The sequence below is a fragment of the Rhodococcus sp. PvR044 genome, assembly GCF_040548995.1.
GTDB lineage: Bacteria > Actinomycetota > Actinomycetes > Mycobacteriales > Mycobacteriaceae > Rhodococcus_G > Rhodococcus_G oryzae.
Genome location: NZ_JBEPSX010000012.1, coordinates 74,732 through 91,654, shown reverse-complemented (window position 1 = coordinate 91,654; position 16,923 = coordinate 74,732). Strand labels below are relative to the sequence as shown.

Annotated in this window: 22 protein-coding genes and 1 tRNA gene; 12 read left to right on the top strand and 11 right to left on the bottom strand. The window is 70.9% G+C overall.

Annotated elements, in window-relative coordinates:
• Positions 1 to 7: 7 nt before the first annotated feature.
• Positions 8 to 745, bottom strand: coding sequence for a zinc ribbon domain-containing protein (locus ABIC28_RS23200; RefSeq protein WP_097212099.1), 738 nt, complete (start codon positions 743 to 745; stop codon positions 8 to 10).
• A gap of 89 nt (positions 746 to 834) precedes the next feature.
• Positions 835 to 1,539 carry a TetR/AcrR family transcriptional regulator gene (locus ABIC28_RS23195; protein WP_354581077.1) on the bottom strand — a complete coding sequence of 235 codons (705 nt, stop codon included), beginning with the start codon at positions 1,537 to 1,539 and terminating at the stop codon, positions 835 to 837.
• A 126-nt stretch (positions 1,540 to 1,665) separates the two neighbouring features.
• Between ABIC28_RS23195 and ABIC28_RS23190 the strand changes: the two genes are divergently transcribed.
• Entirely contained in the window at positions 1,666 to 2,892 is a 1,227-nt protein-coding gene (locus ABIC28_RS23190; protein ID WP_354581075.1) for an FAD-dependent monooxygenase, read from the top strand.
• A gap of 44 nt (positions 2,893 to 2,936) precedes the next feature.
• Here the strand turns inward: ABIC28_RS23190 and ABIC28_RS23185 are convergent, their stop codons facing one another.
• Both ABIC28_RS23185 and cobC read right to left on the bottom strand, forming a co-directional pair.
• Positions 2,937 to 4,070 carry a Nif3-like dinuclear metal center hexameric protein gene (locus ABIC28_RS23185; protein WP_209926677.1) on the bottom strand — a complete coding sequence of 378 codons (1,134 nt, stop codon included), beginning with the start codon at positions 4,068 to 4,070 and terminating at the stop codon, positions 2,937 to 2,939.
• Positions 4,067 to 5,101 carry an Rv2231c family histidinol phosphate aminotransferase CobC gene (gene cobC, locus ABIC28_RS23180; protein ID WP_354581073.1) on the bottom strand — a complete coding sequence of 345 codons (1,035 nt, stop codon included), beginning with the start codon at positions 5,099 to 5,101 and terminating at the stop codon, positions 4,067 to 4,069. The genes ABIC28_RS23185 and cobC overlap by 4 nt, the downstream gene beginning before the upstream one ends.
• A gap of 55 nt (positions 5,102 to 5,156) precedes the next feature.
• Between cobC and ABIC28_RS23175 the strand changes: the two genes are divergently transcribed.
• Genes ABIC28_RS23175 through ABIC28_RS23165 form a run of 3 tightly spaced genes read left to right on the top strand, consistent with a single transcriptional unit; the run spans position 5,157 to position 7,256 of the window.
• Complete coding sequence (locus ABIC28_RS23175; protein ID WP_209926682.1) at positions 5,157 to 5,828, top strand: HAD hydrolase-like protein; 672 nt, start codon at positions 5,157 to 5,159, stop codon at positions 5,826 to 5,828.
• Entirely contained in the window at positions 5,815 to 6,291 is a 477-nt protein-coding gene (locus ABIC28_RS23170) for a low molecular weight protein-tyrosine-phosphatase (protein WP_354581070.1), read from the top strand. The genes ABIC28_RS23175 and ABIC28_RS23170 overlap by 14 nt, the downstream gene beginning before the upstream one ends.
• 50 nt (positions 6,292 to 6,341) lie before the next feature.
• Complete coding sequence (locus ABIC28_RS23165) at positions 6,342 to 7,256, top strand: SURF1 family cytochrome oxidase biogenesis protein (RefSeq protein WP_097212209.1); 915 nt, start codon at positions 6,342 to 6,344, stop codon at positions 7,254 to 7,256.
• Here the strand turns inward: ABIC28_RS23165 and ABIC28_RS23160 are convergent.
• Positions 7,182 to 8,177 carry a cobalamin biosynthesis protein gene (locus ABIC28_RS23160; RefSeq protein ID WP_209926687.1) on the bottom strand — a complete coding sequence of 332 codons (996 nt, stop codon included), beginning with the start codon at positions 8,175 to 8,177 and terminating at the stop codon, positions 7,182 to 7,184. The two genes, ABIC28_RS23165 and ABIC28_RS23160, sit on opposite strands and share 75 nt — an antisense overlap.
• 46 nt (positions 8,178 to 8,223) lie before the next feature.
• On the opposite strand from ABIC28_RS23160, the gene ABIC28_RS23155 reads away from it, so the two are divergent.
• From ABIC28_RS23155 to ABIC28_RS23140, 4 genes are all read left to right on the top strand, one after another.
• Positions 8,224 to 8,580 carry a DUF5655 domain-containing protein gene (locus ABIC28_RS23155; RefSeq protein ID WP_097212093.1) on the top strand — a complete coding sequence of 119 codons (357 nt, stop codon included), beginning with the start codon at positions 8,224 to 8,226 and terminating at the stop codon, positions 8,578 to 8,580.
• Between the two features lie 116 nt (positions 8,581 to 8,696).
• Complete coding sequence (locus tag ABIC28_RS23150) at positions 8,697 to 9,389, top strand: ABC transporter ATP-binding protein (protein WP_269589265.1); 693 nt, start codon at positions 8,697 to 8,699, stop codon at positions 9,387 to 9,389.
• Positions 9,386 to 10,693 (top strand): FtsX-like permease family protein, encoded by a 1,308-nt coding sequence (locus tag ABIC28_RS23145; RefSeq protein ID WP_269589264.1) that lies wholly within the window; start codon positions 9,386 to 9,388, stop codon positions 10,691 to 10,693. Before ABIC28_RS23150 ends, ABIC28_RS23145 begins: the two co-directional genes overlap by 4 nt.
• A 10-nt stretch (positions 10,694 to 10,703) precedes the next feature.
• Positions 10,704 to 11,279 carry a thermonuclease family protein gene (locus ABIC28_RS23140; protein WP_354581066.1) on the top strand — a complete coding sequence of 192 codons (576 nt, stop codon included), beginning with the start codon at positions 10,704 to 10,706 and terminating at the stop codon, positions 11,277 to 11,279.
• Between the two features lie 4 nt (positions 11,280 to 11,283).
• On the opposite strand, the gene ABIC28_RS23135 is transcribed toward ABIC28_RS23140, so the two are convergent.
• Positions 11,284 to 11,448: a hypothetical protein gene (locus tag ABIC28_RS23135; protein WP_189636474.1), complete on the bottom strand. Its 165-nt coding sequence runs from the start codon at positions 11,446 to 11,448 to the stop codon at positions 11,284 to 11,286.
• A gap of 108 nt (positions 11,449 to 11,556) precedes the next feature.
• On the opposite strand from ABIC28_RS23135, the gene ABIC28_RS23130 reads away from it, so the two are divergent.
• Complete coding sequence (locus tag ABIC28_RS23130) at positions 11,557 to 12,261, top strand: excalibur calcium-binding domain-containing protein (protein WP_354581064.1); 705 nt, start codon at positions 11,557 to 11,559, stop codon at positions 12,259 to 12,261.
• Between the two features lie 93 nt (positions 12,262 to 12,354).
• On the opposite strand, the gene ABIC28_RS23125 is transcribed toward ABIC28_RS23130, so the two are convergent.
• Positions 12,355 to 12,825, bottom strand: a complete 471-nt coding sequence (locus tag ABIC28_RS23125; RefSeq protein WP_209926696.1) for an acyltransferase — start codon at positions 12,823 to 12,825, stop codon at positions 12,355 to 12,357.
• Between the two features lie 155 nt (positions 12,826 to 12,980).
• Between ABIC28_RS23125 and ABIC28_RS23120 the strand changes: the two genes are divergently transcribed.
• A complete protein-coding gene (locus ABIC28_RS23120; protein ID WP_245221494.1) occupies positions 12,981 to 13,238 on the top strand; it encodes a type II toxin-antitoxin system Phd/YefM family antitoxin in 258 nt (85 codons plus the stop codon).
• Between the two features lie 16 nt (positions 13,239 to 13,254).
• Here the strand turns inward: ABIC28_RS23120 and ABIC28_RS23115 are convergent, their stop codons facing one another.
• Both ABIC28_RS23115 and ABIC28_RS23110 read right to left on the bottom strand, forming a co-directional pair.
• Positions 13,255 to 13,713, bottom strand: coding sequence for a DUF5994 family protein (locus ABIC28_RS23115; protein ID WP_245220970.1), 459 nt, complete (start codon positions 13,711 to 13,713; stop codon positions 13,255 to 13,257).
• On the bottom strand, positions 13,710 to 14,159 hold the full coding sequence (locus ABIC28_RS23110) for a DUF5994 family protein (RefSeq protein WP_373560256.1): 450 nt from the start codon (positions 14,157 to 14,159) through the stop codon (positions 13,710 to 13,712). Before ABIC28_RS23110 ends, ABIC28_RS23115 begins: the two co-directional genes overlap by 4 nt.
• Positions 14,160 to 14,894: 735 nt before the next feature.
• On the opposite strand from ABIC28_RS23110, the gene ABIC28_RS23105 reads away from it, so the two are divergent.
• Entirely contained in the window at positions 14,895 to 15,713 is an 819-nt protein-coding gene (locus tag ABIC28_RS23105) for a transglycosylase domain-containing protein (protein WP_099459052.1), read from the top strand.
• Positions 15,714 to 15,815: 102 nt separating this feature from the next.
• Positions 15,816 to 16,229 carry a hypothetical protein gene (locus tag ABIC28_RS23100; protein WP_209926700.1) on the top strand — a complete coding sequence of 138 codons (414 nt, stop codon included), beginning with the start codon at positions 15,816 to 15,818 and terminating at the stop codon, positions 16,227 to 16,229.
• Positions 16,230 to 16,344: 115 nt separating this feature from the next.
• Here ABIC28_RS23100 and ABIC28_RS23095 read toward each other — a convergent pair.
• A tRNA-Val gene (locus tag ABIC28_RS23095) sits at positions 16,345 to 16,416 on the bottom strand.
• A 30-nt stretch (positions 16,417 to 16,446) separates the two neighbouring features.
• Positions 16,447 to 16,911, bottom strand: coding sequence for a peroxiredoxin (locus ABIC28_RS23090; RefSeq protein WP_097212084.1), 465 nt, complete (start codon positions 16,909 to 16,911; stop codon positions 16,447 to 16,449).
• Positions 16,912 to 16,923: the final 12 nt, after the last annotated feature.

Genomic DNA, 16,923 nt, shown 5'->3' with positions numbered 1-16,923 from the left:
GGGTCAGTCACAGACCGGATTCCTTGGTACGCACCATGATCGCGTTGCACTCGGGGCAGCGGATCAGCGTCTCCGGATCGGCCTTGGCGATGCGGGAGATCTCGCCGCGGTCGATCTCGATCCGGCACGCGCCGCACCGGCGGGCCTGCAGCAACGCGGCCCCGGCGCCACCGGCGGACCGCTGACGGTCGTAGATGGCCAGCAGGTCGGCCGGGAACTCCGGCTCGAGCGCGGCCCGGTCGCTCACACACCGCTGCTCGGCCGCGTCGAGGTCGGCGGCGGCGTCGTCGCGGCGACGACTGGCGTCGATGAGGGCGTCGTCGATCTGGCTCAGCTGCGCGCCCGCGTGCTCGTAGTCCGACTGCGAGGCCTCGCGACGCTCCATCACTTCGAGCAGTTCGTCCTCGAGGATCGACTGCCTGCGCTCGAGGCTGCCGAGTTCGTGCTCCAGCTCGGTGAGCTGCTTGGCGCCGACGGTGCCGCTCTGCAGCAGCTTCCGATCGCGCTCCTCGCGCTGGCGGACGGCGTCCACCTCGCCCTCGAGCTTCTTGATGTCCCGATCCAGGTCGTCGAGGACGATCTCCACCGCGACCGCGGCGTCCTTGCGCGCCACGCGGTCGGACTCGAGGCGCTGCACCTCTTCCTGCTCGGGCAGCGTCCGGCGGCGGTGCGCGATCCTCGCCAGCTCGGTATCCACCGCGGCGAGGTCGAGCAGCTTGGCCTGAATCCGGGGTTCGACGTTCACGCGGGCGGGCTCCTGCTTGTGCTGAGTGGGGATATTGGCCCCGCTACCGTACCGCTCTGCGGGGCACTGCCAGTACCGCTACGCAGCGGTCACCGCGCCCGCCCGACGAATGCCTCGATTCCGTCGAGGACGCACCGCAGTCCGAGTTCGAGCCCGACCCGGTCCCCCGGCTCGAATCCGCCGCCGTCGATGGACTCGATCAGCGCCGGATAGTCACCCCGGCGGCGATCGACGATCGCGGAGACCGAACCGAGCCACTCGGCGCGCCACTGCTCGGACACCGCGTCGGGCATCGCCGCCTGACCGGCGACGCCGCGCACGTGCCCGAGGAGCAGCAGGAACAGTTGGTGGACATCGCGGTGCTCGAGCCCCGTGTCGGCGAATGCCCGCAGCGCGGAGTCCATCCAGCCGAGCTGATTCGGACCCATCACCCCCTGATCGCCGGTCGACGCGAGCAGCCAGGGGCGCCGCACGAACAGGCGATGCAGCTCGCGCGCCCAGGCCTCCAGCCGCGGCCGCCACCCACCCTCGACGCCGCTCAGATCGGGCGGGGCGCCGATCGCCTCGTCCAGCATCAGCGTGAGCAGCGTCGCCTTGTCGGGGACGTAGCGGTACAGCGAGGTGGTGGTGAACCCGAACTCGGCGGCCACGCGCTGCAGCGACACCGCCTCGAGCCCATTCGCGTCGGCGATACCGACGGCGGCCGCGACCACCTCGCGGACGCTCAGGCTCGGGCGCCGCCCCCGGCGCGCGGGTTCCTCGTCCCGCCACAACAGCTCGAATGCCGACGTCATGCGCTTCTCCTCCGTTGCCGCAACGGTCCGCGATTGACCGCGAACCAAAACTGTGTATAACCTACACTCAATCGTGAACGGCATTCACAGTGAATGCGATTCACAACAAACTATATGGAGGCACCCATGATCGAGTCGACAACGGCACGCCGCGGCAACGTCCTCATCTCCGGGGCCAGCCTGGCCGGCCCGGCGCTGGCCTTCTGGCTGCACCGCTTCGGGTTCTCCGCCACCGTCGTCGAGCGCGCGCCGCGGCTGCGCGAGGGCGGTCAGGCGGTCGACTTCCGCGGTGCGGCGCACCTGCAGATGCTCACCCGAATGGGCCTCCTCGACGAGATCCGCGAGCTCCGGACGCCGGAGGGCCGACTGAACGTCATCGACGGCGACGGCCGGACATTGGCCAGCCTGCCGCCCGAGTTCACCGGAGGCGACGTCGAGATCCAGCGCGGCGACCTCTCCCAGCTGCTGTTCGACAAGACCGAAGACCACACCGAGTACGTCTTCGGCGACTCGATCACCGGACTCACCGACACCGCCGAGGGCGTGCACGTCACCTTCGAGCGCGGCGCCCCGCGCACCTTCGACCTGGTGATCGGCGCCGACGGTCTGCACTCGAACGTCCGCAAGCTGACCTTCGGGGACGAGTCCCGGTTCCTCACCCAGTCCGGCTACTACGTCGCGATCTTCAACGCGCCCAACAGCATCGGGCTCGGCGACGACAGCGTCCTCTACAACGAGCCGGGCGTGGGTGTGATGGCGTACGGCACCAGGGGCGGCGACGAGTGCGAGGTCATGTGCCTGTTCGAGTCGGCACCGATCGACTACGACCACCGCGACATCGACCAGCAGAAGCGGATCCTCGCCGACGTCATGGCGGGCGTCGGCTGGCAGACGCCGACCCTGATGCGCGAGCTCGAGTCCGCGACGAGCTTCTACTTCGACTCGATCAGTGTCGTCGAGATGGACCGCTACAGCGAGGGCCGGATCGCCCTGATCGGGGACGCCGGCTACGGCGCCACCTGCGGCGGGATGGGCGCGGGCATGTCCCTGATCAGCGCCTACGTGCTGGCCGCCGAGCTGGCCGCCGCCGACGGCGACCATCGCGCCGCGTTCGCGCGATACGAGGAGCAGATCCGCGGCTACGCGACGGCCTGCCAGAAGGTCGCCAAGGGCGCCGGCCCCACCCTCGCCCCGCCGACCGCGAAGAAGCTCGGCCAGCGCAACCGGATGTTCAGGGTGCTGACCTTCGGCCCGCTGAGCAGGCTGCTGGCCTGGATGTCCACCAGGGCCGCGAACGCCATCGACGTCGGCCGCTACGAGAGCGTGCCCGAGCGGGTGCCGGCGACGAGCTAGCGCCGGATCACGGCGACCGCTAGCAGGAACCCAGCGGCGGGCCGCTAGCAGGAACCCAGCGTCCACGGGTCGGTGCGGACCGCGGACACGGCGCTGGCCCATCCGGGGGTCCCGGCGAACCGGGCGTCGAGCACTCCCCTTGCCTGGTCGCACCAGGGGAACTCGCTGGCCCAGTGCGCGACGTCGACCAGCGCCGGGCCGCCCGCGCGCAGGTGCTCGTCCGCGGGGTGATGACGCAGATCGGCCGTCACGTAGGCGTCTACCCCGCGGGCCGCGGCGACACCGAGCAGCGAGTCGCCGGATCCGCCGCACACCGCCACCGTCCGCACCGGCGCCTCGGGGTCCCCCGCCGCGCGCACCCCCCAGGTGGTCTCGGGAAGCGCGGCCCGCACCCGGGCGGTGAACTGGCGCAACGTCTCCGGCGCCGCCAGCTCACCGATCCGGCCGATGCCCCGCGGCGACCCGGTGTCCGCCAGCTCCAGGATGTCGAAGGCAGGCTCCTCGTAGGGGTGGGCACCGCGCAGCGCGCCGAGCACCCGGCGTCGCAGCGACCGCCTGGCCACCACCTCCACCCGATCCTCGGCCACCCGCTCGAGCCGGCCGACCTCGCCGAGCGCCGGCTTCGCGGCCGCACCCGGCAGGAACTGCCCGGTGCCGGTGACCGTCCAGCTGCAGTCGCGATAGTCGCCGACCTCGCCGGCCCCGGCATCGAACAGCGCCCTGCGCACGGCGTCGGTCTCCGTGGTGGGGACCATCACCACCCACTTGTCGAGCGGCTCTGACGGCGCCGGGTCCAGCGGGCCGGTCACCGTCAGCCCCAGTGCCCGCGCCAGCGCGTCGGACACCCCGGGGTCGGCGGAATCGGCGTTGGTGTGCGCGGTGTACAGCGCGCAGCCGGACCGGATCAGCCGGTGCACCAGCGCGCCCTTCGGGGTGTGCGCGCCGACGGTGTCCACCCCGCGCAGCAGCAGCGGATGGTGCACCAGCAGCAGCTGCGCGCCCCAGGCCAGCGCCTCCTCGACCACCGACTCGGTGGCGTCGACGGCGATCAGCACCCGGTTCACCTCATCGGCGGGGTCGCCGCACACCAGGCCGACGGAGTCCCAGCTTGCGGCAAGCGCGGGCGGATAGGCCCGCTCCAGCGCCTCGATCACCTCGGCCAGCCGAACAGCCATCACAGCACCTCTCTCATCGCGTCGACCAACACCCTCGCCTGGGCGGCCTCCCGGACCGCGACCCGCAGGTGGTCGGGGCCGAGGCCGGGGAACGTGTCGCAGCGGCGGACCGCGATCCCCTTGTCCCGCAGGCGCGTCCGCACCGCCTCGCCGTCCGGGACCCGCAGCAGCAGGAACGGCCCCCGCGCAGGCCCGTGCACGGCGACGCCCGCCTCGGTCAGCATCGCCACCATCTCCGCGCGCTCGGCTTCGATCACGTCGGCCTCGCGGCGCGCCCACGCGACGGCGTCCGGCTCGCTGCACGCCCGGATCGCCTCCACCTGCAGGCTGCCCAGCGGCCAGTGCGCCCGCCCGACCTGCAGGCGGGCCAGCAACTCCGGCGGGCCGAGCACGTAGCCGCACCGCAGCCCCGCCAGCGCGAACGTCTTGGTCAGGCTGCGCAGGACCAGCACGTCGGGCAGGGACATGTCTGCCAGCGACTCCGGCTCGCCGGGCACGGCGTCCGCGAACGCCTCGTCGACGACCACGATCCGGCCGGGCCTGCGCAGCGCCAGGATGTCCGCGGCGGGGTGCAGCACCGACGTCGGGTTGGTCGGGTTGCCGATCACCACCAGGTCCGCACCCTCGGGGACGGCGGCCGGGTCGAGCCGGTACGGCTCGTCGAGCATCACCGTCTCGACCGCGACGCCCGCCTCCCGCAGCGCCCACTCGGGCTCGGTGAACGAGGGGTGGATCAGCGCCGCCCGCGCGGGCGCGAGGCGCGGCAGCATGGCGAACCCCTCGGCGCCGCCCGAGAGCAGCAGTACCTCGTCGCGGCAGCGGCCGTGCCGCGACGCGACCTGGTCCCGCGCGGCCTCCTCCGTCGCGACCTCCGGGTATCGACCCAGCGTTCCCAGCGCGTCGACCAGTCGTTGCCGCAGCCAGTCGGGCGGCCCGTCGCCGCGCACGTTGACGGCGAAGTCGAGCAGTCCGGGTTCGGCGTCGATGTCGCCGTGATGCCGCAGGTCGGTCCACTGCGGGGAGCGGGTGTCCACGAAGGGAGTTTATGGCGGTCGCATCGCCGTGCCGGACAACGGGCAGGATGGAGCCGTGAGCCCCAGCGTGACACTCTTCGACCTCGACGGCACCCTCACCGATTCGGCGCCCGGCATCGTGGCCGGCTTCCGGCACGCGCTGGCCGCGGTCGGTGCCCCCGAACCCGACGGCGACGTCCTCGACCGCATCGTCGGGCCGCCGATGGTGGACACCCTGCGCTCGCTCGGGCTCGACGAGGCGACCACCCAGCGCGCCCTGGCCAGCTACTTCGAGTGCTACGACGAGATCGGCTGGGCGGAGAACGCGGTGTTCGACGGCATCGGCGACCTGCTCACCGCCGCCGCGAGCCGCGGGTCCCGGCTGGCGGTCGCGACGTCGAAGTCGGAACGGTTCGCGCGCCGCATCCTCGAGCACTTCGCGCTCGCCGGGCACTTCGAGGTGATCGCCGGGGCCTCCGACGACGGCACCGCGCGGCGCGCGAAGGTCGACGTGATCGAGCACGCGCTGCGCGGACTCGGCATCGAACCGATCGACGCGGGGCGCGGCGGCACCCCCGATGTGGTGATGGTCGGCGACCGCGAACACGACGTGCACGGCGCCGCGCACTGGGGCATCCCGACGGTGTTCGTCGGCTGGGGCTACGGCTCCGCCGCGGAGGCCGAGGGCGCCCGCTGGTCGGTGGACACGGTCGACGAACTCGGGAGGGTCCTCGATGCAGCCCGTTGACCTCCACATCACCTTCGTCTGCACCGGCAACATCTGCCGGTCCCCGATGGCCGAGAAGATCCTGCTCGGGCACCTGCGCGAGGCGGGCCTCGACGCGCGGGTCCGGGTGTCGAGCGCGGGCACCGGCGACTGGCACGTCGGGCACGAGGCCGACCACCGCACCAACGCGGTGCTGCGCGGTCACGGCTACCCCACCGGACACCGGGCCGCGCAGGTCGACCGGGACCACCTCGACGCCGACCTGGTCGTCGCGCTCGACACCGGGCACGACCGCGCGCTGGCGCATCTCGGGGTGCCCGCGGAACGGCGGCGGCTACTGCGCAGCTTCGACCCGGACCCGGACGCGGACGGCGACTCGGTGCCGGACCCGTACTACGGCGACCGCGCCGACTTCGAGCTCGTGCGCGAGCAGATCGAGGCCGCAGTGCCCGGACTGCTCCAGTGGGTGCGCGAGCAGCGCTGAATCGGACACCGGTCGACCGGGCGGGTCGGCGCGGCAAGTACCGTGGAACCGTGCGAAGGCTGAAGTTTCTGCTGCGTCCGGGCTGGTTGGCGCTGGCCGCCGTTGTCGCCGGGTTCGCCTTCATGTGCTTCACCGTGCTCGCCCCGTGGCAGCTCGGCAAGAACACCGACACCGAGCACCGCAACAAGCTCATCGAGGAGTCGAGCAACGCCGAGCCGGTGACCGTGGAGTCGATCCTGCCCGAGTCCGGACCGCTCGCCCGGGACGACGAGTGGCGCCAGGTGACCGTGACCGGCAGCTATCTGCCCGGCAGCGACGTCCTGATCCGGCTGCGCTCGATCGAGGATTCACCCGCCTACGAGGTGATCACCCCGATGCGGCTGACCGACGGCCGGATCGTCCTGGTCAACCGCGGGTACGCCCGCCCAGAGCAGGGCGCGGTGCCGCCGTCGTTCGCGCCCGCCCCCACCGACCAGGTGACGGTGACCGCGCGGGCCCGCGTCTCCGAGGGCACCGTGCCGGGCAAGGACCCGATCCGTGAGAACGGCTACGAGCAGGTCTACTTCATCGACGCAGGCCAGATCGGTTCGGTGCTCGGCCTCGAGCCCGCCGACGCCTACTTCCAGCTCGTCCCCGACCAGCCGGGCGGCCTGAAGCCGATCCCGCTGCCGCAGCTCGATGCCGGCCCGTACCTGTCGTACGGGCTGCAGTGGCTGGCGTTCGGGATCATGGCCCCGCTCGGGCTGATCTACTTCGCGCGCGCCGAGATCCGCGAACGCCGCCGCTCCCGCGCGCCGGAGCCCGCGGCGACCCCCGCCGCCACGGCGCCTGCCACCGAACCCACCGCGGCCACCGACGACATCACGCTGCCGCGGCGCCGATTCAGCCGTTCACCGCAGCCGGAGCCCGCGGCGATGACCGCGACGGAGGCGAAGCTCGCCGATCGCTACGGCAAGCGCCGCTGACCCGAGCGCGGCCCCGATCTGCACCGCGGACGAGAGTCGCACCACCCTCCGCAGGTCCGCGGTCGCGGGCGGCGGACCGTCGCCGAGCGTGGGCCGCTCCTCGATGCCGTGCGGATACTCGGTGCGGCCGCCCAGCCGGACCCCGAGCGCGCCCGCCATCGACGCCTCGGCGACACCGGCGTTCGGGCTGGGATGCGCCGCCGCGTCCCGACGCCACGCCGCCGCCGCGGCGGCAGGCGAACCGCCGACGACAGGCGCGGTGAGCACGGCCAGCAGGCCGGTCACGCGGGCAGGCGCGAGATTCACCAGGTCGTCGAGCCGGGCCGCGGCCCAGCCGAAGCTCAGGTACCGCTCCGAGCGGTAGCCGATCATCGCGTCGAGGGTGTTGATCGCCCGGTAGCCGAGTGCGCCAGGGGCGCCCGCGACGGCCGCCCAGAACAGCGGCCCGACGGTGGCGTCTGAGGTGTTCTCGGCGACCGATTCGACCGTCGCCCTGGTCAGACCCTCGGCGTCGAGGGAGTCCGGATCGCGCCCGCACAGCGACGGGATGAGCGCGCGGGCCCCGGCGAGGTCGCCGCCCTCGACACGCGCGGCCATGTCCGAGCCGACGCGGACAAGGGAGGTGCCGCCGAGCGCGGTCCAGGTCGCGGCGGCGGTGATCGCGGTCTCCCCCGCCCAGCCCAGCCTGCGCCCGAACCGCACGGCGACCAGGGTCACGCCCGCGACCGCGCCGACCAGGACCGCGGTGTGCACGGCGCCCGCCGGGCGGTGATCGGAGTAGGTGCGCCGTTCGAGGAGCGCCGCGGCCTGACCGAAGCCGGCCACCGGGTGCCACCGCACGGGGTCGGCCAGTGCCCGATCCGCCGCGTACCCGAGCAGGATCCCGGCCGCCCTCGCCGTCGCGCGGCCGTTGAAGTTCACGCCGGTATTTCTATCAACCGCACCGACCGCCGACTACCGTCGACCCATGACCGGTGACGTCGACGAGTACGCCGCGGGCCTCGACGACGCCGCGGTGGAGTTGCTGTACCTGTTCCGGGACCGGGTGCTCGCGCTCGGTGACGTCGACGAGCGAGTGCACCCGAGCGAGGTCGCCTGGGCCCGCTCCCGGGTGTTCGCCGCCGCATTCATCGTCTCGTCGAGGCTGGAGGTGGCGATCGACCTGTTGCGACGCGTCGAGCATCCGCGGCTTCGCGAGTCGTTCGCGACGACCAAGAAGGTCTGGACCCATCGCATGTTCTTCACCGCCGCCGACCAGATCGACGACGTGATCGGCGAGTTGCTCGCAGAGGCCTTCGACACCGTGGGTCCCGGCACCCGCTGACCTTGCGTCGTCGGGGTGATCTCCGGGTCGGGTCATACCTGGGAATGACCCGACGGTGCCGAGAATCGGGCCGCGGGCCGATGCCAGGGACCCCGCTCGTCGACGACCGTGGAGGCATGAGCCTCCCGACCCCGCCACCCGTCCTGTCCGTGCACGCACTCGGCAAGTCCTTCGGGCCGACCCCCGTGCTCCGCGACGTCAGCCTGGAGATCCAGGCCGGCACCGCGACCGCGATCATGGGCCCGTCGGGGTCGGGCAAGTCGACGCTGCTGCACTGCATGTCGGGGATCGTCAAGCCGGACACCGGCGCGGTGTTGCTCGCCGGGCAGCACATCCAGAATCTCGGCGAGAACGACCGCAGCCGCCTCCGGCGCGAGGCCTTCGGCTTCGTCTTCCAGTCAGGTCAACTGCTCCCGGAACTGCCCGCGATCGAGAACGTCGCGCTGCCGCTGATCCTCAACGGCGCCTCCATCCGTGACGCCAAGGCCACCGCGAACACCTTTTTCGCGCCGCTCGGGCTGGACGGTCTGCAGGACCGCAGGCCGGGCCAGATGTCCGGCGGACAGTCGCAGCGGGTGGCGATCGCCCGGGCACTGGCGACCAAACCCACGGTCCTGTTCGCCGACGAGCCGACCGGGGCGCTGGACGCGCAGACCAGCTGGGAGGTGATGCGCCTGCTGCGGGAGTCGGCACAGCAGATCGGATCCGCCCTGGTCGTGGTCACCCACGACCTCGAGGTGGCCCGCTGGTGCGATCGCACGCTGGTGATGCAGGCCGGTTCCCTCGCCGCGCAGCAGGTGGCGGCATGAGCGCCACCGCCCGCGTCGCCCTGCTGACGGTGCGCGGCGAGGGCCGAAAGGCGATCAGCACCTATGCCCTTCCGGTCACCGCCTTCGCCGCCTCCACCGCGCTGCTGCTCACGGTGCTCGGCGGGTACGGCGCCTTCGAGGGCCGCGCAGGCGAGCCGGAGGCGCAGACGTACCTCGCCCTCGCGGGCGTGGCCTCGGTCCTCATGGTGGTGCCCGCCGTGACCCTCGGCCTCGCCGCGGCACGACTCGGCGCGCGGCGCCGCGACGAGCGGCTCGCCGCGCTGCGGCTGATCGGGGCCACCCCGCGACAGATCGTGGCCCTGTGCTCGGCCGAATCCGGTGCGCAGGGCCTGGTCGGCGCGCTGATCGGCGTGGTCGGCTACCTCGCGGCGATGCCGCTGGTCGCGCAGCTGCGGTTCCAGGGCCGCACCTTCGATGTCGCCGAGCTCTGGGTCGGCACCCTGCCGTTGCTCGCGGTCGTGCTCGGGATCACGGCGCTGGCCGCACTCACCTCGATGCTCGGCATGCGGCAGGTGTTCGTCAGCCCGCTCGGCGTCGCACAGGGCACTCCCCGGCCCGCGCCCAAGGCACTCATCGCGGCGCTCGCCGCCACGGTGCTGTTCGGCTGGACCGCCGTCGGCGGCGGCGCGCCCGGCGTCGCCGCGATCCTGATCGGGCTCGCGGTCTGCTTCGGCGTCGTCGCCCTGATCGGTCCGTTCGTGATCTCCCTGCTGGGCCGCATCATGCTCGCCCGCTCGAGGGACGCCGCCTCGCTGATCGCCGCACGCCGGGTGCTCGACAACCCGAAGTCCGTGTGGCGCACCGTCAGCGGCGTCACGATGGCCAGTTTCGTGGCGGCAGGCACCTCGCTGCTCGCCGCGATCGGCAACGGCGAGGGCCAGGAGCTCCAGCCGGGTCAGGAGTTCCTCTTCGCGGACCTGCGGACCGGCGTTCTGTTCACCCTCGGCGCGACGTTCGCGCTCGCCGCGATCTCCTCGGCGCTCACCCAGGTGTCCACGATCCTGGACAACCGGCAGCTCTACCGCAGCCTCGCGCTGGCGGGAACGCCGCCCGAGGTGATGGACCGGGCCCGGATGCGGCAGGTCCGCACCCCGGTGGTGGTGATGGCGCTGGCGGGCGCGGGCGGCGCCCTGCTGTTCCTGTTCCCCCTCACCGGCGCCGCCATCGTGACCAGCCCGATGGCGCTGCTGCAGCTCGGAGTCACACTGGCCGCAGGCATCGCCCTGGTGCTGGCCAGTGCGCTCCTGGCTCGACCGGTGATGCGCCGGGTGCTCGCCGATTAGGCTCGGACCGATGAACGCCCCTGCGCCCCGGCGGAAGTGGATTCTCGCCCTGTGCGCGGGGGCCGTCCTCGCGGTAGGGCTGGCGCTGATGGCGCCGAACCGGTGGACGGTGACCGAGCCCGCCGGGCCCGTCGATCCGCGCACGATGACGGTCGAGTACGCGTACGACGGCGACACCGTGCGCGTGCGTGACGGCGACGGGGAGTTGACGGTCCGGGTGCTGGGCATCGACACCCCCGAGACGGTGAAGGCGGGATACACCGTCGGATGCTGGGGACCCGAGTCCACCGCTTACGCCCGCGCCACGCTCGACGGCGCCGCGGTGCATGTCACGATCGATCCCCGTGCGGACGCCGTCGACGACTACGGCCGCACCCTCGCCCACCTGACACTGCCCGACGGCTCCGACTACGGGACAGCCGCCGTCCGGGCCGGGATGGCCAAGGCGTATGCCTACGGCCGCAGCACCGGTCGGCTGACCGAGGAGATCGCGCGGGCCGAGAGCGAGGCACGTGCCTCGGGCGCGGGACTGTGGGGGCCGCCCTGCGAAGGGCGCACGGATTCGGTCCAGCTGGAAGGTAATTGACCGGTCAGCCGCTGCGACGGATCCGGGCGAGGGCGCCCGCGGCGATGACGAGCCACAGCAGTCCGAGCGCGATGGTCCAGCCCACGCTCTCCAGCCGGGCAGCCGCCAGCCCGAGGCCGAAGGCCAGCACCGCGAGCCCGACCAGCGTCAGCACTGCACCCGTCTTCATCGGTCAAGCGTACGTCGGCGAACGGTCACGGGCCGGGGGAATGTCGATGCCGCCCACCCCGTCTGATACTCATTGCGGGCACACATCCCAAAAGGAGTATCACCACCCATGACGAACCCCGGCGGACCCCCTCCCGGCTGGTACCCCGATCCCGAGCCGAGCGGAGCCGCGGAATTCCAGCGGTACTGGAACGGCGACGAGTGGACGTTGACAACGCGCCCCGTGCCGCCGGATTCGACCGCCACCACCCTCATCCCGGTCATCCCGGCCGAGCCGGAGCCCGAACCGGAGCCGGAGCCCGCGGCGAAAAAGAAGTCGAAGACCGTCCCGCTCCTTGCGGCCGGCGCCGTCGCGGTGGCGGTGCTCGCCGTCACCGCCGGCGTCATGGGCTCGGCGACGAGCGAACCCGCCTCCTCCCCCACCATCTCGAGGACCGTGCCCACGACGACGGCACGCCCGTCGACGCCCGCAACCACGCCCGCCCGCTCTTCGGCGGTGCCCGCGCCCGTGAAGCCGGCGCCGCTGGTCGAGATGCCGAAGCCGACGACCTACGTCGCGCCCGCCCCCGTCACCACCCGTCCGCCCGGCGCCGCACCCGCGCCCGCCTACGTTCCGGATACGTCGGAACGGAGGCCCACTCCGCCGCCGGTGATCACGAAGCCGCAGCCGCTCGTCGAGGCGCCTTCTCCGTCGGGCAAGTTCGACTCGTGCGATGACGCGATCGCGGCCGGGGCGGCCCCGATGTACAAGGGCGACCCCGGCTACAGCACCAAACTGGATCGGGACAAGGACGGCATCGCCTGCGACAAGTAGCGCCCGACCGTGGGGCGGCGTGAGTGCGCGCCGCCCCGCTCTCGCAGCGTTGCGACTCGCGCGAAACGCACAGCCGCGCGCGGAAATCCGCGTTCAGGCGGGCAGGTCCCGCACCCGCCGCGCCGGATTCCCCGCGTACAGTCCGTTCGGCTCGCAGTCCTTGGTCACCACCGCGCCCGCGCCGATCATGCAGCCGGGCCCGACGTTGACGCCGGGCAGGATCGTCGCCCGCGCACCGATCCAGCAGCCGTCGCCGATGACAATCGGCAGGTCGTAGACGCGACCACCACGCCCATCCTCAGGGCCCATCTCGTGGGTACTGGTGATGAACGCGACCTGGTGCCCCACCGCGACCTGCCTGCCGAGCGTGATCGGCGCGGTGCCGTCGAAGAACACCCCCCGATTCACGAAAGTGCCAACCCCCATCCGGATGTCCTTGCCGCCGAAGTGGCATCCCGCGTAGATCCCGGCGCCCCACACCTTGGCGCCACCGGCGAGCAGCAGCAGGATGCGCAGCCACACGGGGACGAGCCGCCAGGACTGGATGATGTTGATCAGACGCACACCGTGACCCTAGTCCGCGCGATAAACGCGGCATTTCGAACGGCGGATCCAGAATTTTGGGAGTGTCCGGGGCATAGAAATGCGTTCAACCCCACCACGTGGTGGCAGGATTCACGAGTCAGATCCGTCGGGAATGGAGATGCGCTGTGGCCGCAATGAAGGTGAAGACCGCGAGGAAGAGACTGAAGAAGTTGATCCGGAGGGCAAACGATGAGTCCGCCGCCATCGAGATCGGCGGAAAGAACGGCAGCGCCGTCCTGATCTCACGGTCCCACTACGAAGCCCTCCGCGAGACCTCGTACCTGCTGCGGTCGCCGGATCTGCTCGAGAGCCTGCGCCGCGCGGGTGCCCGCGAGCGGCTCCTCGACGACCTCTACGGCGCGCCCGCCGAACGCACCGATCAGATCGCCTGACTGGCCGGCGACGACGTCACACCTCGGATGCACCCACGGCAAGCCGCATCGCCGCATAGGCACCGTCCGCCTCGGTGTCCGGCGGGACGACCAGCAACGCCAGCCGTGACCCATCGGTCCCGAACAGGTACATGACGTTCTGTGGCTGACCGTCGACTGGGCCGCAGACGAGCACTCCATCGTGTCGATCGAGGCCGCGTTGCGTGACACTGCGCGGATTCCAAGCGAAGGCAACCCGGGCTGTGCGACCGAGATGTGTTGCGACAGCGCTGATCACGTCATGCAATTCCAACGTCAGGTTCGTCGTCCGCGGCCACCACGCGCCGTCGACCAGGCCGGCAGGCGCGCCTCGAGCCCGAAGGAGGATGCGCGATGTGCGGGTTGCCGGCTCAAAGGGCTGGAGGCCATCGGTCTCGTGCAGTCGCGAACCCATGTCGAAGTGATTCCCGACGCTTCGGACCCCGTCGCGCATCATGGTCGACGCACCTTCCCAGCCCCACCTTCCGAATCCCAGCGATTCTGGGCGGCAAGCTGGGACGCCTCGCGTACCCCGACCATCAACAGGTCGTCCGCCGTGGTCGCACTGTTCGGCTTGGCGGCGGTCATCATGGTCGCGTGCGCGTAGTCGGGCTCTGTGTAGGGCGGGACCACCAGCAGCGCCATCCTCTTCCTGTTCGCGCCGACGACGTACAGGGTGTTGACCGGCTGAAATGGGTAGCCGTCCAATCGAACTTCGTGTCCCCCACTGCGGATCCATGCGGGCGCCTTCGCCCACCCGTTTATGTTGTAGACCACTCGGTCGATCCGGCCGAGGCGAATGGCGAGCACCGCCAGTAGCCCGGGGACTTCGGTGGCCAAGTCGGGTGACCTGGGCCACCACGCTCCATCGACGAACCCCCGGGCTGCACGCCGTGGCTTCAACCGCAGCCGCAGCGTTGGTATCCGCCGCGCATGGGGTTGACGGGCATCGCGATGACCCAGGGACGGGCTCGTATGATTCAGCGTCACGACTGACGCTCCTGCCTTGGCCGCGAACCGGCCAGGTTCATTCCAATCGGAGACGACGCGATCGAAAATGCCGCGTTCGAGGTGCATCCGATACACCCGATGCTACGCCCGCGCTCGCCTCGGCCCCTCAGCACGGAACCAGCAGAAGCTCACAATTGACAACCTGATTGTTTCGGTAACCTTTAGGTGTGTTCACGAGATACGCGCGGTGCGCCGCTGAGGGCCATGTCGAAGGCGAGCAGCGTGCGGCCCTCAGGGTGCCTGCGGACCGAAGCTTCGTCCAGCACGGGTTGACCGTCACGGACGGGAACTGAGGCGCGTTCACGCCCTCCACGCACCATGAACAAACGACTCGGCGACGGCCGGAACCGTCCGATTCCCCGACCCCAGCCTCGGTACAGTGCCGCGACATCGCGGCGGCCGTGGCCGGCACTCCCGCGTGATACCCCGCGGCCGGACAACCTTGCGCCGTACGGGCCACCTCCCCAGTCGAGTTGGAAGTACCAACGAGCGAAGCCGCAGGCTCCGATCTGGCCGCCGCCTCCGCTGCCTCCGACTCCGACGCCTCCGCTCCCGCCTACGCCGGAACTCCCCGACGGCACGGCACCCCCGTCCAGGAAGCCCGCCTGGCGCCGGTGGACGAAGTGGATGGTGATCGGATTCGTCGTATGGCTCGTGGTGACGCCCGTGATCTACCGCGTGTGGACGCCGCCGCGCACGATGTTCATGCTGACCGACAGCGCGCCGGGCGACACGGTCTTCCAGGAAGTCTCGCTCGACCACATCAGCAGGCACTACATCGCGTCCGTGCTCGCCCACGAGGACGCCGAGCTCGGCACGCGCATGGGCCCGTTCCACATGAGCGACTTCATCGATCGGACCGAGACTTATCTCGAGTCCGGTGAGGATCTCTCCGGCTCGACCATCCCCCAGCAGCTGGTGAAGAACATGTTCCTCATCCGAGGCGAGTGGGTCGGAACCAGGGTCTTCCGCAAGGGCGTGGAGGCCGTGCTGTCCTGGCCCTTCAACCTGATGGGCGATCAGCGGCAGCTCGAGCTGTACCTGAACTACGCCCAGTTCGGGCCGAACCTGTACGGCGTCTGCTCCGCCAGCTGGTACTACTTCAACCGCCCGCCATGGGACAGCAACTCTTGGGACGCAGCAACATTGGCCGGCCTCCTGCCGCTCGGCGAGGACGCCCGACGGGCGCCGGGTGGTGGCGTCGACGTCGAGAGCGACGGGACGTGGCTGGTGGCCAGCACCGTCGCCAATGCCAGGAACAAGGTGCCGCAGCGGATCAGCGAGATGGGCGGCTGGGAGGGCGCGGTCGCGACGGTGGGCATCACCGACTCGGCTGGCGACCATCCGCCGCTCGGCGCCCCGAAGAGCTGCTCCGTGATGCCCCAGAGCGTCGCCGATCGACTCGCGGCCGAGGACGCCTGGTGGAGTCCGCAGTACGGCGGCTGACCGCTATCCGAAAGCAGGAGAACTGCCGGCTTTCATGACCGGATCATCACGAAGCCTTTAACGTGTCCTGGTTCACTCCAAAAACCCACGAGGAGAACCACAGTGCGTAGATCCGCAGGAATCATCGGCGCCACCATCGCCGCCGTCGGCCTCACCATCGGCACCGCAGGCATCGCCAGCGCGCTCCCGGTGAGCATTCCCGGCACCACCAGCCACCCCTATGTGGCGGGCGTCGACGTGGAGCCGGGGTCGTACTACTCCCGCTTCACCGGTGCCGCCTGCCAATTCGCCCTCACCCAGTCCGGCGAAACCGAGCCGAGCCTCGAAGGCATCAGTGCCAGCACCGAGTACCGGATCGTCGACCTGGACGCCGGCGACCGGCTCGACTCTGTCGGCTGCACAACCTGGCACCGACAGGGGAACCCCCTCGGCTCGGCCGGGTCGACGGACTTCGGTCTCCTCAGTGTGCTCGGCGTGGACGACTTCATCTTCGACAACCTCCCGCTGGGATCCTGACCGACCGGATCCGGTCCACGCTCCACCAGACGGAACAAGCCCCCCGCCTCGTCGAGGCGGGGGGCTTCTTCGGTGTCCGACAGCGAGATTGACGACTCGCCTGTCAGCACTGCGGTGGGCGCGGAGGGTTTCGAACCCCCGACCGCTGGTGTGTAAAACCAGAGCTCTACCACTGAGCTACACGCCCGGAATCCGACGGTTTCCCGCCGAATTGCACTCAGGAATCTAGCGCGGCGAGCGCGTTCTCCCAAGCTGCCTGGTCACGGGCCTCTCCGGGGCCGTTCATCTCGGCGAACCGGATGTAGCCCTCCTTGTCCACGACGAAGGTTCCGCGGTTCGCGAACCCGGCCTTGTCGTTGAACACGTCGTAGGCCTGAGCCACCGCACCGTGCGGCCAGAAGTCCGACAGCAACGGGAAGGTGTACCCCTGCTCCGCCGCCCAGATCTTGTGCGTGGGCGGCGGACCGACGGAGACCGCGAGCACCGCGGCGTCGTCGTTCTCGAACTTCGGCAGACCGTCCCGGACCTTGCAGAGTTCACCCTGACAGGTACCGGTGAAGGCGAGCGGATAGAACACGATCAGGACGTTCTTCTTGCCCCGGTAGTCCGAGAGCGAGACTTCCTGGTTGTTCTGGTCCTTGAGGGTGAAATCGGGAGCGATCGCACCGACGTCGAGAGGCATGGGGGTTCCTTC

Bases quoted from the DNA above. Each gene is read 5' to 3' on its own strand.
- ABIC28_RS23195 (WP_354581077.1), bottom strand. From the start codon at position 1,539: ATGACGTCGGCATTCGAGCTGTTGTGGCGGGACGAGGAACCCGCGCGC.
- ABIC28_RS23190 (WP_354581075.1), top strand. From the start codon at position 1,666: ATGATCGAGTCGACAACGGCACGCCGCGGCAACGTCCTCATCTCCGGG.
- ABIC28_RS23170 (WP_354581070.1), top strand. From the start codon at position 5,815: ATGCAGCCCGTTGACCTCCACATCACCTTCGTCTGCACCGGCAACATC.
- ABIC28_RS23155 (WP_097212093.1), top strand. From the start codon at position 8,224: ATGACCGGTGACGTCGACGAGTACGCCGCGGGCCTCGACGACGCCGCG.
- ABIC28_RS23150 (WP_269589265.1), top strand. From the start codon at position 8,697: ATGAGCCTCCCGACCCCGCCACCCGTCCTGTCCGTGCACGCACTCGGC.
- ABIC28_RS23145 (WP_269589264.1), top strand. From the start codon at position 9,386: ATGAGCGCCACCGCCCGCGTCGCCCTGCTGACGGTGCGCGGCGAGGGC.
- ABIC28_RS23140 (WP_354581066.1), top strand. From the start codon at position 10,704: ATGAACGCCCCTGCGCCCCGGCGGAAGTGGATTCTCGCCCTGTGCGCG.
- ABIC28_RS23135 (WP_189636474.1), bottom strand. From the start codon at position 11,448: ATGAAGACGGGTGCAGTGCTGACGCTGGTCGGGCTCGCGGTGCTGGCC.
- ABIC28_RS23130 (WP_354581064.1), top strand. From the start codon at position 11,557: ATGACGAACCCCGGCGGACCCCCTCCCGGCTGGTACCCCGATCCCGAG.
- ABIC28_RS23120 (WP_245221494.1), top strand. From the start codon at position 12,981: ATGAAGGTGAAGACCGCGAGGAAGAGACTGAAGAAGTTGATCCGGAGG.
- ABIC28_RS23115 (WP_245220970.1), bottom strand. From the start codon at position 13,713: ATGATGCGCGACGGGGTCCGAAGCGTCGGGAATCACTTCGACATGGGT.
- ABIC28_RS23105 (WP_099459052.1), top strand. From the start codon at position 14,895: ATGGTGATCGGATTCGTCGTATGGCTCGTGGTGACGCCCGTGATCTAC.
- ABIC28_RS23090 (WP_097212084.1), bottom strand. From the start codon at position 16,911: ATGCCTCTCGACGTCGGTGCGATCGCTCCCGATTTCACCCTCAAGGAC.